The 15171-nt window shown below is 33.1% G+C and carries 15 protein-coding genes and 3 tRNA genes; 10 read left to right on the top strand and 8 right to left on the bottom strand.

The window, feature by feature from the left end; all coding sequences use genetic code 11:
• Positions 1–41: 41 nt before the first annotated feature.
• From ATO12_RS15285 to tgt, 6 genes are all read right to left on the bottom strand, one after another.
• On the bottom strand, positions 42–1226 hold the full coding sequence (locus ATO12_RS15285) for a hypothetical protein (protein WP_034243587.1): 1185 nt from the start codon (positions 1224–1226) through the stop codon (positions 42–44).
• A 115-nt stretch (positions 1227–1341) separates the two neighbouring features.
• Entirely contained in the window at positions 1342–2889 is a 1548-nt protein-coding gene (gene dnaB / locus ATO12_RS15280; protein ID WP_034243139.1) for a replicative DNA helicase, read from the bottom strand.
• A gap of 169 nt (positions 2890–3058) precedes the next feature.
• On the bottom strand, positions 3059–4012 hold the full coding sequence (locus tag ATO12_RS15275) for an acetyl-CoA carboxylase carboxyltransferase subunit alpha (RefSeq protein ID WP_034243137.1): 954 nt from the start codon (positions 4010–4012) through the stop codon (positions 3059–3061).
• Positions 4013–4063: 51 nt separating this feature from the next.
• Positions 4064–4996, bottom strand: a complete 933-nt coding sequence (locus ATO12_RS15270; protein ID WP_034243135.1) for a DMT family transporter — start codon at positions 4994–4996, stop codon at positions 4064–4066.
• Positions 4983–6053 carry an LptF/LptG family permease gene (locus tag ATO12_RS15265; protein WP_034243128.1) on the bottom strand — a complete coding sequence of 357 codons (1071 nt, stop codon included), beginning with the start codon at positions 6051–6053 and terminating at the stop codon, positions 4983–4985. The genes ATO12_RS15270 and ATO12_RS15265 overlap by 14 nt, the downstream gene beginning before the upstream one ends.
• A 1-nt stretch (position 6054) precedes the next feature.
• Positions 6055–7185, bottom strand: coding sequence for a tRNA guanosine(34) transglycosylase Tgt (tgt, locus tag ATO12_RS15260; RefSeq protein ID WP_034243125.1), 1131 nt, complete (start codon positions 7183–7185; stop codon positions 6055–6057).
• Between the two features lie 177 nt (positions 7186–7362).
• Here tgt and ATO12_RS15255 point away from each other — a divergent pair, with 177 nt between their 5' ends.
• From ATO12_RS15255 to ATO12_RS15240, 4 genes are all read left to right on the top strand, one after another.
• Positions 7363–8208, top strand: a complete 846-nt coding sequence (locus tag ATO12_RS15255) for a transketolase (protein ID WP_025666101.1) — start codon at positions 7363–7365, stop codon at positions 8206–8208.
• 10 nt (positions 8209–8218) lie between these two features.
• Positions 8219–8923, top strand: a complete 705-nt coding sequence (locus ATO12_RS15250) for a hypothetical protein (protein WP_034243123.1) — start codon at positions 8219–8221, stop codon at positions 8921–8923.
• Complete coding sequence (locus ATO12_RS15245) at positions 8920–9873, top strand: transketolase family protein (protein ID WP_034243121.1); 954 nt, start codon at positions 8920–8922, stop codon at positions 9871–9873. The genes ATO12_RS15250 and ATO12_RS15245 overlap by 4 nt, the downstream gene beginning before the upstream one ends.
• A gap of 315 nt (positions 9874–10188) precedes the next feature.
• Entirely contained in the window at positions 10189–10773 is a 585-nt protein-coding gene (locus ATO12_RS15240; RefSeq protein WP_051575861.1) for a porin family protein, read from the top strand.
• Positions 10774–10812: 39 nt separating this feature from the next.
• Here the strand turns inward: ATO12_RS15240 and ATO12_RS15235 are convergent, their stop codons facing one another.
• Entirely contained in the window at positions 10813–11784 is a 972-nt protein-coding gene (locus ATO12_RS15235) for an FKBP-type peptidyl-prolyl cis-trans isomerase (protein ID WP_034243118.1), read from the bottom strand.
• A 90-nt stretch (positions 11785–11874) separates the two neighbouring features.
• Between ATO12_RS15235 and ATO12_RS15230 the strand changes: the two genes are divergently transcribed.
• The 3 genes from ATO12_RS15230 to ATO12_RS15220 all read left to right on the top strand — a co-directional run bounded on the left by ATO12_RS15230 (position 11875) and on the right by ATO12_RS15220 (position 13434).
• The gene (locus ATO12_RS15230; protein ID WP_034243115.1) at positions 11875–12264 is read left to right on the top strand and encodes an RNA-binding S4 domain-containing protein; all 390 of its coding nucleotides are present in this window, start codon (positions 11875–11877) and stop codon (positions 12262–12264) included.
• Entirely contained in the window at positions 12261–12845 is a 585-nt protein-coding gene (locus ATO12_RS15225) for a methyltransferase domain-containing protein (RefSeq protein WP_034243113.1), read from the top strand. Before ATO12_RS15230 ends, ATO12_RS15225 begins: the two co-directional genes overlap by 4 nt.
• A gap of 88 nt (positions 12846–12933) precedes the next feature.
• Positions 12934–13434 carry a phosphoribosyltransferase family protein gene (locus ATO12_RS15220; RefSeq protein WP_034243110.1) on the top strand — a complete coding sequence of 167 codons (501 nt, stop codon included), beginning with the start codon at positions 12934–12936 and terminating at the stop codon, positions 13432–13434.
• Here ATO12_RS15220 and ATO12_RS15215 read toward each other — a convergent pair.
• Positions 13426–13947: a shikimate kinase gene (locus tag ATO12_RS15215; RefSeq protein ID WP_034243108.1), complete on the bottom strand. Its 522-nt coding sequence runs from the start codon at positions 13945–13947 to the stop codon at positions 13426–13428. The genes ATO12_RS15220 and ATO12_RS15215 overlap by 9 nt on opposite strands.
• A gap of 133 nt (positions 13948–14080) precedes the next feature.
• On the opposite strand from ATO12_RS15215, the gene ATO12_RS15210 reads away from it, so the two are divergent.
• The 3 genes from ATO12_RS15210 (at position 14081) to ATO12_RS15200 (ending at position 14440) form a co-directional block, all read left to right on the top strand.
• Positions 14081–14153: transfer RNA gene (locus ATO12_RS15210), tRNA-Lys, on the top strand.
• A 66-nt stretch (positions 14154–14219) separates the two neighbouring features.
• Positions 14220–14292 (top strand) — tRNA-Lys (locus ATO12_RS15205).
• Between the two features lie 64 nt (positions 14293–14356).
• Positions 14357–14440, top strand: a tRNA-Leu gene (locus tag ATO12_RS15200).
• Positions 14441–15171 lie beyond the last annotated feature (731 nt).

The raw sequence follows: 15171 nt of genomic DNA, 5'->3' as shown, positions 1-15171 counted from the left end.
ATTTATCCCTGTAAACCGTGATTAGGAGTACGAAATTGCAATCAGGTTTTTTGCTTTTTCTTTTTTGCAGCAGGAAAGAGTACGTTGTTTAGAATTAGTCTATATCCTGGTGAGTTAGGATGTAATTCTAGCTCTGTCTTTGGATCACCGACTCTATGTGTATAATCTTCGGGGTCGTGCCCTCCGTAAAATGTAAAGAATCCTTTTCCTTTAATCCCATGTATATAGCGAGCTTCTGAGTTGGTCTTATTTTCACCCAATACTAATACATTAGACTTAATCTCATTAGGATTATAAGCTGTAGTTTGCCCCATAAACCCTTTAACCAAAGCTGTATGATTTTGACAAAGCATAGTTGGGATAGGATCCCATTTTGCAGAGAAATCCATCAAAGTAAAATAATCAGTTGTTTTAGGGATACGACGCTTTCTAGTCATATCGATTGAAGAAAACTCATATACATTTGGACTACGTTCTAATGTAAAGTTTTTAAACGCAAAAGTCTTATTATAATCTATTTTGGACTGATATCCCGGTTCACTAGGGTCTCCATCAAACATAGGTTCGCAAATATCAACTCCTTCTGCTGCTATGGCAATCTCAAAACTATCGGTAGCACTACACATAGCAAACATAAATCCTCCACCAACAACATAGTCTCTAATTTTTAAAGCAACTGCCAGTTTCTCTTCCGAGACTTTTGAGTACCCAAGTTCATTAGCTAGTTTTTCTGCAGCGGCTTTTTCTCTAATATACCATGGAGCAGCTCTATACGAAGCATAAAATTTACCATATTGTCCTGTAAAATCTTCGTGATGTAAATGTAACCAATCATATAAGATCAGGTTATCTTCAAGAACTTCTTTATCATAAATGGTTTTGTAAGGAATTTCTGCAAATGTTAATACCATTGTAACTGCATCATCCCAAGGTTGATTTCCTTTGGGAGAATATACTGCTATTTTTGGTGCTTTTTCTAACACCACGGCTTCCATATTCTGTGAAGGGCTACTAATTTCTTCTAAAATCTCATTAGTTTTTGCATCACTAAGTACTTCGTACGAAACGCCTCTAATGGTGCATTCTTTTCTAATATATTCTGTATCTGGTAATAAAAAAGATCCTCCTCTATAGTTTAACAACCATTTTACTTTTAGATCTTTGCTTAATGTCCAGTATGTAATCCCATAGGCTTTCAGGTGATTTTGCTGGCCATCGGCATCCATCGGAATTAACACATAAGATGCATAAGATTGAAATGCAAAGAAAAAAATTAACATAACTACACCTGATCGAAACCATCTTTGGTGTAGTAAAAAAGATTTCAATATCTCTATTATTTTAGAAAGGTACTTCATCGTCATCATCGCTAGAGTCATTTATGCTACTCCCAAAGGCTTCATCTGCACTAGGAAGATGACTTGTACTAAATGGTTCATCTTCGCTACCATCATTCATTTTAGAATGAAATTCAAAAGGAGTACTAAAATCATCTAAGTTATCAAATTTACCTAAGTGACCAATAAATTTTAACCTAATATTTTCTAAACCACCGTTACGGTGCTTTGCAACTATGAATTCTCCTTGCCCTTGAGTAGGTGATCTTTCTTCATCATCCCACTCATCAATCTTATAATATTCTGGTCTATAAATAAAAGATACAATATCTGCATCCTGTTCTATTGCTCCAGATTCACGAAGGTCACTAAGTAACGGTCTTTTACTTCCTCCACGGGTTTCTACAGCTCTTGATAGCTGTGATAATGCTATTACAGGTACATTTAATTCTTTTGCCAAAGCTTTGAGGTTACGAGAAATTGTAGAAATCTCTTGTTCCCTATTTCCATTTTTTCCCGTACCTCCTGCTGTCATTAACTGCAAGTAATCAATAACGATCATTCGTATACCGTGCTGAGATGAAAGACGACGTGCTTTTGCTCTAAGGTCAAAAATTGAAAGAGAAGGAGTATCATCGATAAACAATGGTGCTTTTTCCAGATCTTTAACTTTTACGTTAAGCTGTTCCCATTCATGTTTTTCTAACTTACCGGTACGTAATTTTTCTGAAGAGAGGCCAGTTTCAGAAGATATTAAACGTGTAATAAGCTGTACTGAAGACATCTCTAAAGAGAAGAATGCTACAGGAATATTCTGTCCTACTGCCATGTTTCTGGCCATAGAAAGGGTTAATGCTGTTTTTCCCATACCCGGACGGGCAGCCACGATGATTAAATCACTTGGCTGCCAACCCGAAGTTAATTTGTCTAGCTTATCAAAGCCAGACGGGATTCCACTTAATCCTTCTTTGTTTGAAATTTCCTGTATTTTTTTCTTTGCCTGTATCACCAAACTTTGTGCACTCTCTGTAGATCGTTTTATATTTCCTTGTGTGACTTCATACAATCTGGATTCTGCCATATCGAGAAGATCAAAAACGTCTGTAGTCTCATCGTAAGACTCTTCAATAATTTCATTCGAAATTTTAATCAAACTTCGCTGTATATATTTCTGAAGAATGATTCTGGCGTGAAACTCTATATGTGCAGAGGAGGCTACTTTTTGGGTTAATTGTACCAAATAATAATCCCCCCCGGCCAATTCTAATTTCGAATCCTTTTTTAATTGGCTAGAAACCGTTAATAAGTCTATTGGCTCAGAGTTTTCGAATAGCTTGTATATTGCTTCAAAGATGTATTGATGTGCTTCTTTATAAAAAACATCGGGATTTAGTATATCTATAATTTCGTCGACCCCTTTCTTATCAATCATCATTGCCCCAAGCACAACTTCCTCTAAATCAAGTGCTTGAGGAGGTATTTTCCCTTTTTCAAGCGAAATTACGTTCCCCCGATCGTAATTTATTTGCTTAGCTTGCTGTACTTTTTCCATGACTACGAATGTAAAAAAATTGTAAAAAGATGTACCTAAATACAAAGGTACGAATGTCCACTAGTCTTCAACAAATGAACTGTTAATAACTTAAAATTATTGTTAATAAGCATAAAAAAATCTGAAGCTTACAACTTCAGATTCAGGTAGTAAGTGATTCCTTTAGGGATTAGTCTTTAAAGACTCCCATATTTGCATATTTTTCCATTCGCTTTTCGACCAATTCTTCTGGTGATAAGTTTTTTAATTCTTCAAAAGATGCTAATATTTTATCCCGTACTGTTTTAAAGGTTGTTTCTCGATCACTATGTGCGCCTCCAAGCGGTTCTTTAACGATTTCATCAACCACCTTAAGTTTAACACTGTCTTTGGCTGTAAGCTTCAATGCTTCTGCAGCTTTTTCTTTCTGATCCCAACTTCTCCATAAAATAGAAGAGCAATTTTCTGGAGAAATTACAGAGTACCATGCGTTTTCGAGCATTAACACTTTATTCCCTACTCCTATTCCTAATGCTCCTCCACTGGCTCCTTCTCCTATAATCACTACAATAACTGGTATTTTAAGACGAGTCATTTCTAATATATTACGAGCAATTGCCTCTCCTTGGCCACGTTCTTCTGCTTCTAATCCAGGATAAGCACCAGGAGTATCGATAAAAGTAACCACCGGAATATTAAATTTTTCTGCACTTTTCATTAAACGAAGTGCTTTACGATACCCTTCTGGGTTTGCCATTCCAAAATTACGGTATTGTCGGGTCTTGGTATTGTATCCTTTTTGTTGACCAACAAACATAAAGCTCTGATCTCCAATTTTTCCTAAACCGCCGATCATGGCCTTATCATCCTTTACATTTCGATCACCATGTAGTTCCAAAAAGGATTCACCACATATAGCATCTATATAATCTAATGTATATGGTCTAGAAGGATGCCTTGACAGCTGAACTCGTTGCCACGGCGTGAGGTTTTTATATATTTCTTTTTTAGTTTCTTTTAGCTTTTTTTCAATTTGCTTACACGTATCAGTAACATCAACTTCGCTCTCTTCACCGATGGCGCAAGCCTTCTCAAATTGTTCTTCGAGTTCCTTAATGGGGAGTTCAAATTCTAAATATTCCATATCAAGAATATATTTTATATTAACTAGGGTTAGCGGACAAATATAAAAACTTTACTTCGTAATGTTACCTAAAGTTTCCTCTCTTTTTCTTTTTTTAGCATTTTTAAATATTCCGTTTAATACAACTGTGCCCAGAATAATCGCTGCACCGTAGTAAAATTGGGGATTCATCTTTTCTGCTTCTCCAAAAATTAAGAAAGCTAATAGTATTCCATACACAGGTTCTAAGTTGGTTGTTAACATTACTGTATACGGAGTTAAATATTTCATTACCTGTACAGAACCTATAAAAGCATAAGCTGTACATACCGATGCTAATAACAACATAAACATCCAATCCGAGGTTGATAATTGAAAAAACGAAACTGTAAATCCTTCAGTTGTTGTACCAAATATTGTTACTCCTAATAAATATATGGTTACAATCCCAACACCACTTAATAGTTCATAAAAAGAAATCACCGATGGGTTATATTGCTGTGCTACTTTTCCATTTATTAAAGAAAAAACCGAAGATAAAAAAGCAGAACACAATGCGTAAACAATACCTGTAAAGTAATCTCCTTCAACTTTAAAAATAATATACAATCCTGTAATGACTAAAAGTCCGAAAAGAATTTCATACCATATTACTTTTCTTTTATAAAAAATAGGCTCTAAAATTGAAGTAAAGAAAGCTCCTGTAGATAACATCGACAGGGTAATAGATATATTAGAAACTTTGATTGCTGCAAAAAAAGTAATCCAGTGTAATGCTATGACAATTCCTGCTAAAAAAAGTGTGAAAAATAATTTCCTGGTAACCGCTAATGATAATTTTTTGAAATAAATATATACATAAATAAACATCGAAGCCAGAAGCATTCTATACCATACTAATGGTAATGCTTCGATAGATATTAATTCTCCAAGAATAGCCGTAAACCCCCATATAAACACTATAAAATGTAAATGCAGGTAATTAAAAAGTTTAGCGTTTGGCATTATATAAAAGATAAATAGCTAAGATTCCAAAAGATATATTAGGAAACCATACAGCAACGATTGGTGGAAAATCAGATTGATTAGCTAATGTACCTAATACTTTATCAAAAAAGATAAAAACAAATGCTAATGAGATACCAACAGCCAGATTAACTCCCATCCCTCCTCTTCTTTTCATAGAAGAAACGGCTACACCAATAATGGTAAGAATAAATGCAGATACTGGTATACTCCACCTTTTATAAGCTACAACTTTATATCTATTGATATCTGATGACCCTCTCTTACTTTCTTTTTCGATAAACTTACTTAACTCTGTATAATTAAGAGTTTCTGCCACATAGGTAACCGGTGTAAATTCATCTATATTAAACGGCAAGACAGTATCCTTAGTTTTAGCTTTTTCAATAATATCTTTATTTTCTAATACAGTTCGTTTTACATAATCTCTCAATTCATAAATACTATCTTTAAAAACAATTCTTCTTGCTGATATTTTTATCTTTAATCTATTACCGTCAAAATATTCTATTGTAAAATTAGTAGCAGATTTTTCTAGAGGTTTAAAGTTATTTGCATATAAAAACATACTATCATTAAGTTGTCGATATACGTTTTTAGTTTCCTGTACTTTTTTCCCTTTTTTAAGATAAGAGTATTTAAATTCATTAAACCCCTGACTGGCTTTTGGAGCCAAAAACAGCCCCATAGCTAATGCACCCAAACAAATAATAATCGCACCGATCATATAGGGCCTAAGAAATCTCCAAAATGAAACTCCAGAGCTTAAAAAAGCTATAATTTCTGTTTTATTAGCAAGCTTAGAAGTAAACCAAATTACAGATAAGAATACAAAAAGAGGAAATAACAAATTGGCAAAATAAACGGTAAAATCGAGGTAATACCCTATAACAGCATCAAGAGGAACCTGATGCTCTAACATATTATCAATTTTTTCTGAAAGGTCTACTATTATTCCTATAGGGATAAAAAGCAGAATCATTGTAAAAAATGTCCCCAGATATCTTTTAAGTATGTACCAGTCTAGTATTTTCAATCTATAATCTTTTATCCATTTGTTTAACCATCATATTTTTCCAGGAATTAAAATCACCAGCTAAGATATGCTTTCTAGCTTCGCGAACCAACCACAAATAAAAACCTAAATTATGTATGGTTGCTATTTGTTTTCCCAATAACTCATTTACCGAAAAAAGATGTCTTAAATACGCTTTAGAATACTCTGTATCTACAAAAGTGATACCCATTTCATCTATTGCCGAAAAATCATCTTCCCATTTCTTATTTTTTATATTAATAGTCCCATGCGCTGTAAACAACATCCCGTTACGTGCATTACGTGTAGGCATTACACAATCAAACATATCTACACCAAGAGCTATATTTTCTAAGATATTAATAGGTGTTCCTACTCCCATTAAATATCTGGGTTTATCTTCTGGCAAAATATCGGTTACTACTTCTGTCATTGCATACATTTCTTCTGCCGGTTCTCCTACAGACAATCCTCCAATTGCATTACCAACAGCTCCGGCATTGGCAATATATTCTGCCGATTGCTTTCTAAGATCCTTATACGTACTTCCTTGTACTATTGGAAAAAAAGCCTGGTCATATCCATATTTAACCGGAATTTTTTCTAAATGTTGCATACAACGATCTAACCACCTGTGAGTCATATGCATACTTCTTTTTGCATATCGATAATCACATGGGTAAGGTGTACACTCATCAAATGCCATTATGATATCGGCTCCAATCGTTCGTTGGATTTCCATCACATTCTCTGGCGTAAAAATATGATACGATCCATCGATATGAGATTTAAACTTTACTCCTTCTTCTTTTATTTTACGATTAGCAGATAAAGAATACACCTGGTAACCTCCACTATCTGTAAGGATATTTCGGTCCCAGTTCATAAATTTATGTAACCCTCCGGCTTTTTCTAAAATAGGAGTTTGAGGTCTTAGATATAAATGGTAGGTATTTCCTAAAATAATATCGGGATTAATATCATTTTTTAATTCTCTTTGATGTACTCCTTTTACGGTAGCGACTGTTCCTACCGGCATAAAAATCGGAGTTTCTATAACACCGTGATCTGTACTTATTTTTCCTGCTCTCGCTTTACTTAGAGAGTCTTTGGATAAAAGGTCAAATTGCATAATTCCTGTTTGGTGGAGCGCAAAGATAACTAACTAAAATCACATTGCTCAATTTAGGTTTTCTAAAACTTTTTGTTATTAACATTAGTTTCTTAATTAAAAGCAGTCTATACATTTTGTCACCGTATACAAAACCTGTACTTTTGGAGCTTTATTATCAAAGAAATCAGCAATATAATGCCAAAAACAAAACAATTAGAGGATTTTGCAACACAAGTACGTAGAGATATTTTACGACAAGTACACAAAGTAAATTCTGGTCATCCGGGAGGATCTTTGGGCTGTACAGAATTTTTTGTTGCCCTGTTTCAAGAAGTTTTAGATCGAAAAGACGATTTTGATATGGATGGTATCGATGAAGATATCTTTTTCTTATCTAATGGTCATATTTCGCCAGTCTATTATAGTGTATTAGCTCGAAGTGGGTATTTCCCTGTAGAAGAGCTAAACACGTTTAGGCTAATTAACAGTAGATTGCAAGGACATCCAACAACTCATGAAGGGCTTCCTGGTATTCGTATTGCTTCTGGATCATTGGGACAAGGGATGTCTGTAGCCCTGGGTGCTGCACAAGCAAAAAAGTTAAATAATGATTCTCACCTGGTATACAGTCTTCATGGTGATGGAGAGCTTCAGGAAGGGCAAATTTGGGAGGCTGCTATGTATGCTTCAGGAAAAAAAGTAGATAATCTTATTGCTACCATCGATTATAATGGTAAACAAATAGATGGTGCTACAGATGATGTTCTTCCGTTAGGAGATCTAAAAGCAAAATTTGAAGCTTTTGGATGGGATGTTATGGAAATTAAAGAAGGTAACAATATTTCTGCAGTTATTGAAGGCTTAAAAGAAGCAAAAAGTAGAACAGGTAAAGGAAAACCTGTATGTATATTAATGCATACTGTAATGGGTAATGGAGTCGATTTTATGATGCATACACATGCATGGCACGGTAAAGCCCCTAATGATGAACAACTAGAAATTGGATTAGCACAAAATCCTGAAACTCTAGGAGATTATTAAAGATCATACAATGAAAATAGCTAAACTAGTATTCTTTGTATTCTTTTTATTGACATCTGTTTCTTCTTTTAGTCAAAAAATAATAATTGATTATTTTGTTGATTATGAAATTGAAACTAAAAACAAGAAAGATACTATTACTATAGGATTTAGTAAAAATGGTGATTATTTGTACACCGATTCTGATGCCCTGGTAAAAAGTTTTCAAAGATCAGTATTTAAAAGACGAAATACCAGTTTTAAAAATTCTGAAATGCATATTGTTTTTGATATCAAAAAACAGTTTGTCTATTTTCTAATGACTTTTGATAAAAATGAATTCTTTATGAAAATGAATGTTAATGATTTTATTCCTTCTGCAAAAGACAAATCTCCATTTGACGGGATAACAAAGTTTATTTTTGAAAAAACAGAAGACAACATTCTAATTGAAAATAAAGATTACAACATTCACCAATTATATCCTGATAGTGAGCCTGAAGAAAAAATAAAAATTGCTTATTCTAAAGAGATGAAATTTAACAATTCTATACTTTTGAATTCAATTTACAAAATGATGTCGGGTTCTAATACATCAGAAGATATTAAAATACCAAAAATAAATGGGGTTATATTATATCTTGCCAGTAAAAACAAAACTATACTCAAGGCAATAAAAACAAATAGTAATCCCAAAACTTTAGATATTAACTTTAGTTATAAAATAACAGAATGAAAAAATATATAGACACAGGAAAAAAAGATACTCGTTCTGGTTTTGGAGCCGGTTTAGAAGAATTAGGTAAGACTAATGAAAATGTAGTGGCATTATGTGCTGATTTGATCGGTTCTTTAAAAATGGATGCTTTTATTGCAAATCATCCAGAGCGTTTTTTCCAGATTGGTATTGCTGAAGCAAATATGATGGGAATCGCTGCAGGATTAACTATAGGTGGTAAAATCCCTTTTACAGGAACGTTTGCTAATTTCTCTACAGGACGTGTTTATGATCAAATTCGTCAATCTATAGCATATAGTGATAAAAATGTGAAAATTTGTGCTTCGCATGCTGGTTTAACGTTAGGAGAAGATGGAGCAACACACCAAATCCTGGAAGATATTGGTCTTATGAAAATGCTACCAGGAATGACAGTAATTAACACATGTGATTACAATCAGACTAAAGCTGCTACCATAGCTATAGCAGAGTATCAAGGCCCAGTTTATTTAAGATTTGGAAGACCAAAAGTTGCCAATTTCACTCCCGAAGATCAAAACTTCGAAATCGGAAAAGCAGTATTATTACAAGAAGGAACTGATGTTACTATAGTAGCTACTGGTCATTTGGTATGGGAAGCTTTACAAGCAGCAGAATCTTTACATGAACAAGGGATAAGTGCAGAAGTAATTAATATACATACTATAAAACCACTTGATGATGAAGCAATTCTAAATTCGGTAAAGAAAACAGGATGTATTGTTACTGCAGAAGAGCATAACTTTTTAGGAGGCTTAGGAGAAAGTGTTTCAAGAGTTTTAACTCAACACAATCCTGTTCCTCAAGAATTTATTGCAACAAATGATACTTTTGGAGAAAGTGGAACACCAGATCAGTTAATGGAAAAATATGGTTTAAATGCAGAAGCTATAAGTAAAGCCGTATTAAAAGTTGTAAAAAGAAAATAATCATCTTTTTAAAATATTAAGAAAACCTTCTGATTTATTTCAGAAGGTTTTTTGTTTCTACAAAAAATAAAACACAAAGACATTCGTTCTTGATAGACTAGCCTTTATACCAAAATCACTCAAATTATTTATTAATCTTTAAATCTGGATTACATAATAGATCATCTATTATAGTTTGAAGTAGCTTTCAAATCCTGATGACGTAATGCTATATTTTTTTAGTAAAAACTAAAAAATATCAGGTTCTATTGCTTTTTCAATCTTCGTAATGAAACTCTATTCGATAATCCTGGTTGAAGCAAAAATTATTTTATAATGAAAAATGTGTTTATTTTTTTTATGCTATTTACTTCTTGTACCATACTTGCCCAGGAAAAAAGGGTAACTTTTGGAGTAAAAGCAGGACTTAATTATGGGGATAATGGTAAAATTGAAATTACCGATGTTACAAGAACAACAGCAGATGATCGTGTTGGATATCACTTAGGAGTGTTTTTAAGAGGAAAACTAACTGATAATATTTATCTCAAACCAGAATTACAATACACTGTGAACAATAGTTCCTATAAGCTTGCTAATAGCGAACTCGATTACACGATAAAAAAATTAGATTTACCTATTCTTTTAGGGATTTCTGTTTTGGGACCAATACATGTTTTTGGAGGTCCGGCATTACAGTATATTGTAGAAACAGACCTAGAGGATGTACGACTTGGCGATGTTAAAAATGAGTTTACCGTTGGGTTACAATTTGGAGCAGGTGTACAATTTGGTAGATTTAATGCAGATATACGTTATGAACGTGGGCTTAGTAAAAACACTGCAAAATCAATAGACGAGAGTATACGAGTAGACTCTAGACCAAATCAACTCATAATCGGTCTTTCTCTGGACTTATAAGGATAAAAAAAACTCCGATTTTTCAATCGGAGTTTTTTTTTATTCGTTTTTTAAATCCCTATCATCGGCATCCAGATGATTTTTTATGCCATCACCATCATCATCATAAAATGTAATTTCATCCGGAGTAATAAATCCATCATTATTACTATCATTAATAGTTATCTCATCTTTGGTTAATGTACCATCTCTATCATCATCATTATCTATATAATCTGGTGTACCATCTTGATCGGTATCATCATTTACGTCTAATACCAAACGATCACCATCTATATCCTCTAAATAAGATGGCAAACCATCTCTATCATGATCAGCCTGGTTCACTTTATACAATTGAATATTAAAAATTAAAGGAGAATATGCTGGGATACTTGGGCGAGCTTCATTAAAATAAGCCAAACCAGAAGGCATAAACACAACCAAATTTCCTTGACCTGTATGCGTAACCGTACCATCGCTATTCTCAACAAAGCTTGAGGCTCCTTTAAAATCTACCAAGGACTCTCTAAAACCTTCTACAACAGATACTAAATCAAACCACACAGGATTTACAGCACTATCAAATATTTTATTAGAACTCTTTGGCTTATACAGTAATTCCCCCTGGTACGTCACTAGAGTAGAATCTGCAAAAGTAGGTTGGTGTGCACCTCCTCCTTGATTTAAATTTAGGATGTATAATGTGTATTCAACATCGTTCCTCGTAATTTTTTTAGTTATTAAAAGAGGGGAATCTAAAATTGATTGTTCTCCTATATTAGCATCTGCTATTGTATCTAACTTTGCAATTTGATATTCTGCAATAGCATCATTATTTACAAACACATCTTCTAGCGTATAAAAATGTGTTCTTAAATAGTCCTGAAGCGCTGCATCATCGGTTATTTGTTGTTCTCCTCTATCTCTTGGAGGAACGGCAGTTGCACCACCATCATCATCGTCTTTTTTACAAGCATATAAAACCACCAAAGCCAGCACAATGGCACAGCTATATTTTATTACATTCATGTATTTACTTTTTTGAAGGCGCAAGATACGATTTTCTTGTACTTTTGTTTCACAATTATTTAATATAAAAACGCATTTTAATTATTTTTTATGCGAGTTGACAAATATTTATGGTGTATTCGATACTTTAAAACTCGAAGTATTGCTACAAAAGCGTGTAAAGATGGTAAAATTCGTGTTAACGGAGATATCATCAAACCTTCTAGAGATGTCTATCCTATGGATAAAATCACTGTTCGTAAAAATCAAATTAATTATGAACTTGTGGTACTCGATACACCCGATAGTCGAATTGGAGCTAAACTCGTCGACATCTATCGTAAAGACACCACTCCAAAGGAAGCGTTGCAAAAATTAGATCTTTTAAAATATTCTAAAGATTATTACCGGAAAAAAGGTACCGGAAGGCCTACCAAAAAAGACCGAAGGGATATCGATGATTGGTATTCTGATAGCGAAACAAACGATAGTGAAGAATGATCCCTGACAAAGAATACTGGAAATATCGTTATCAAAATAAGCAAACAGGATGGGATATTGGTTATGCATCTCCTCCTATCATCAATTATTTTGATCAGTTAACAGATCGTGATCTTAAAATCCTTATTCCGGGCTGTGGCAATGCCTACGAAGCAGAATACTTATTTAATCAAGGATTTAAAAACATATATATATTAGATTTGGTAGAAGATGTATTACAAAATTTTAAACGACGATTACCCGAGTTTCCTTCAGAAAAATTAATATGTGATGATTTTTTTAGTTATCAGAACAAATTTGATTTGATTATAGAACAAACTTTTTTTTGCGCATTACCGCCAGAACGACGCCGAGACTATATTAACAAGGTCTCAAACCTTCTTTCTAAAAAAGGAAAACTTGTAGGACTCTTATTTAATAAAGAATTTGAACATGATGGTCCTCCCTTCGGAGGGAGTAAAGAAGAGTATGAACTCCTGTTTTCTCAATCTTTTATGATAAAAACATTAGAAAATTGTTATAATTCTATAGAACCGCGTATGGGTAACGAACTCTTTTTTATATTTGAAAATCCTTTATAAATTTTTATAAAACTCTATTTATAATTAAAACAATCATTAGTAATAGTTTATTTATACCATTATAAATAGCAATCAATAATTCTGAAGTATGCAAACCGATAACAATATAATTCTTACTCACGAACAAATACAGCACAAAATAAAACGTATTGCTTATCAGATTTATGAAACTAATGTTGATGAAAAAGAGATTGTAATTGCTGGGATAGCAGAAAACGGATATATATTTGCTCAACGGTTAAAAGTTATACTAGAAAGCATCTCTGACTTAAAAGTGACACTATGTGAGGTAACCATGAATAAAAAATCCCCTCACAATACTGTTAAAACTTCGATAGAAGCAACTGAGTATCAAAATAAGCCAATAATTCTTGCAGATGATGTACTTAATTCGGGTACTGCTCTTATTTATGGTGTAAAACATTTTCTTGATGTTCCTCTTACCAGGTTTAAGACTGCTGTTTTGGTTAATCGAAACCATAAGAAATACCCAATTAAAGCTGATTTTAAAGGAATTTCTCTATCGACTTCTTTACATGAGCATATCATTGTTAAGTTTGGAGATGAGGATCTTGCTATTCTAAAATAAAAAGGCTTTAATTTCTTTACTTATTTGATCTTCACTTTTTTGATCAGTGATTACTTTATAATCTGCTTGATTATAATAAAACGATCGCTCGAACAAATGTTTACGAACAAAGTCCTTAAGTTCGTCTGATGTGGTAATATGAGAAATCAATGGTCGTTTGTCTCGTTCTGCAAATAACCTTTTTGTTAATTCGTCTAATGAGGTTTGCAAATATATACTTTTTGCATTTTCATTATTTGCTATAGTTTGCAGATTACCTGCAAAACAAGGTGTACCTCCCCCAAGAGAAATAATGGTGTTTTTATAAGTCTCTAATACTTCTTTAAGGTATAAAGATTCTTTTTTTCTAAAATATATTTCGCCTTTATCGTCAAAAATCTTTCTAATTGATTTTTTTTCTTGATTTTCTATAAAATCATCCAAATCCAGATAATTCAATTTTATTTTAGCAGCCAAGTCTCTGCCTACCAGGGATTTTCCGCTCCCCATATACCCCATTAAAACTATATTCATACCGTAAAAATTAAATAGATATTGCTCAAAAAAAACATCATTTTAAACAAAACGCAAATTTATATGAATTTCTTCTTGAAAAATAAATTAATGATAGTATATTTGCACCCGCATTCAAGGAAAAAGAATGTATGACCGGGTAGCTCAGTTGGTAGAGCATCTCCCTTTTAAGGAGAGGGTCCTGGGTTCGAGCCCCAGCCCGGTCACAAATAAATAATAGTAAATTATTATTTAATTAGTTCTTTAAAATATCTGATAATAAAATTATCAATGACCGGGTAGCTCAGTTGGTAGAGCATCTCCCTTTTAAGGAGAGGGTCCTGGGTTCGAGCCCCAGCCCGGTCACTAAAAAGTATCGTAATTTTTACGATACTTTTTTAGTTTTATGTTATATTGTAGTATTCATACTGCCCAGGTGCTGGAACTGGTAGACAGGCATGGTTGAGGGCCATGTGTCCATTAGGGCGTGCGGGTTCGACTCCCGCTCTGGGCACAATATATATACTAGAATAAGGTATCCTTAAGAATAACAAATTCACACTACTTTTTCCTTTCTTAAATAATAACATTCTTTTAAGCTCAACAAAAGTTTCTTTCTATCTATTTAAAATACCCGATCATAAAAAACCTTTTTCTTTGGTTTATATGCTTTAAAATAAAATTACGTATTTCCACGTATTTGTAAAGACAACAACTCTAATTACCTTTGATTCATAATGTTATGATTTAATTAATATCTATTCAACACTAAAAAAATATATTATGAATCCTTTTAAAACCAAAATCAGACTTAACATCAAAGTAATTCTTAATTTTTTATCAAGCCTTCCCGGAGCCTGTAGTCATGCTATTCATAGGTAAAAATGTTACGCTTATAAAAAATAGTTTTTTCACATTTCACTTGTACAACCCTTAAAACCCATCAACCATGAGAACTAACATAAAAATCAATGATTATTTTTTTGCAAAACTCTGCTTATTGTTTAGTGCAGCTTCACTTCTTGCAGTTATAATGATGATTTAGAAAAATAAGTAGGAACAAATAAGTCTTCAACAATTTTAAATAGATTATAATACAAACTCAACTGTACATTCTAATTATAATATTTTTCAAAAATACACCTATTGATTTCTGATGAATTACGAATTCCTATCGTACTACTAGTGTAATAAGTTTTCTAATTCTCTTATAACACCTAGCTCTTTCTCTTGTTATACAAGGAT

The sequence above is a fragment of the Aquimarina atlantica genome, assembly GCF_000626715.1.
Taxonomy (GTDB): Bacteria; Bacteroidota; Bacteroidia; order Flavobacteriales; family Flavobacteriaceae; genus Aquimarina; species Aquimarina atlantica.
The sequence above is the reverse complement of the archived record's forward strand: the minus strand, read 5'-3'. Positions and strand labels throughout refer to the sequence as shown.

Excerpts from the sequence above, each read along its gene's own strand:
- ATO12_RS15270 (WP_034243135.1), bottom strand. The coding sequence starts at position 4,996 with ATGCCAAACGCTAAACTTTTTAATTACCTGCATTTACATTTTATAGTG.
- ATO12_RS15285 (WP_034243587.1), bottom strand. The coding sequence starts at position 1,226 with ATGGATGCCGATGGCCAGCAAAATCACCTGAAAGCCTATGGGATTACA.
- ATO12_RS15255 (WP_025666101.1), top strand. The coding sequence starts at position 7,363 with ATGCCAAAAACAAAACAATTAGAGGATTTTGCAACACAAGTACGTAGA.
- ATO12_RS15225 (WP_034243113.1), top strand. The coding sequence starts at position 12,261 with ATGATCCCTGACAAAGAATACTGGAAATATCGTTATCAAAATAAGCAA.
- ATO12_RS15220 (WP_034243110.1), top strand. The coding sequence starts at position 12,934 with ATGCAAACCGATAACAATATAATTCTTACTCACGAACAAATACAGCAC.
- ATO12_RS15240 (WP_051575861.1), top strand. The coding sequence starts at position 10,189 with ATGAAAAATGTGTTTATTTTTTTTATGCTATTTACTTCTTGTACCATA.
- ATO12_RS15275 (WP_034243137.1), bottom strand. The coding sequence starts at position 4,012 with ATGGAATATTTAGAATTTGAACTCCCCATTAAGGAACTCGAAGAACAA.
- ATO12_RS15245 (WP_034243121.1), top strand. The coding sequence starts at position 8,920 with ATGAAAAAATATATAGACACAGGAAAAAAAGATACTCGTTCTGGTTTT.
- dnaB (WP_034243139.1), bottom strand. The coding sequence starts at position 2,889 with ATGGAAAAAGTACAGCAAGCTAAGCAAATAAATTACGATCGGGGGAAC.
- ATO12_RS15235 (WP_034243118.1), bottom strand. The coding sequence starts at position 11,784 with ATGAATGTAATAAAATATAGCTGTGCCATTGTGCTGGCTTTGGTGGTT.
- tgt (WP_034243125.1), bottom strand. The coding sequence starts at position 7,185 with ATGCAATTTGACCTTTTATCCAAAGACTCTCTAAGTAAAGCGAGAGCA.
- ATO12_RS15215 (WP_034243108.1), bottom strand. The coding sequence starts at position 13,947 with ATGAATATAGTTTTAATGGGGTATATGGGGAGCGGAAAATCCCTGGTA.
- ATO12_RS15250 (WP_034243123.1), top strand. The coding sequence starts at position 8,219 with ATGAAAATAGCTAAACTAGTATTCTTTGTATTCTTTTTATTGACATCT.
- ATO12_RS15230 (WP_034243115.1), top strand. The coding sequence starts at position 11,875 with ATGCGAGTTGACAAATATTTATGGTGTATTCGATACTTTAAAACTCGA.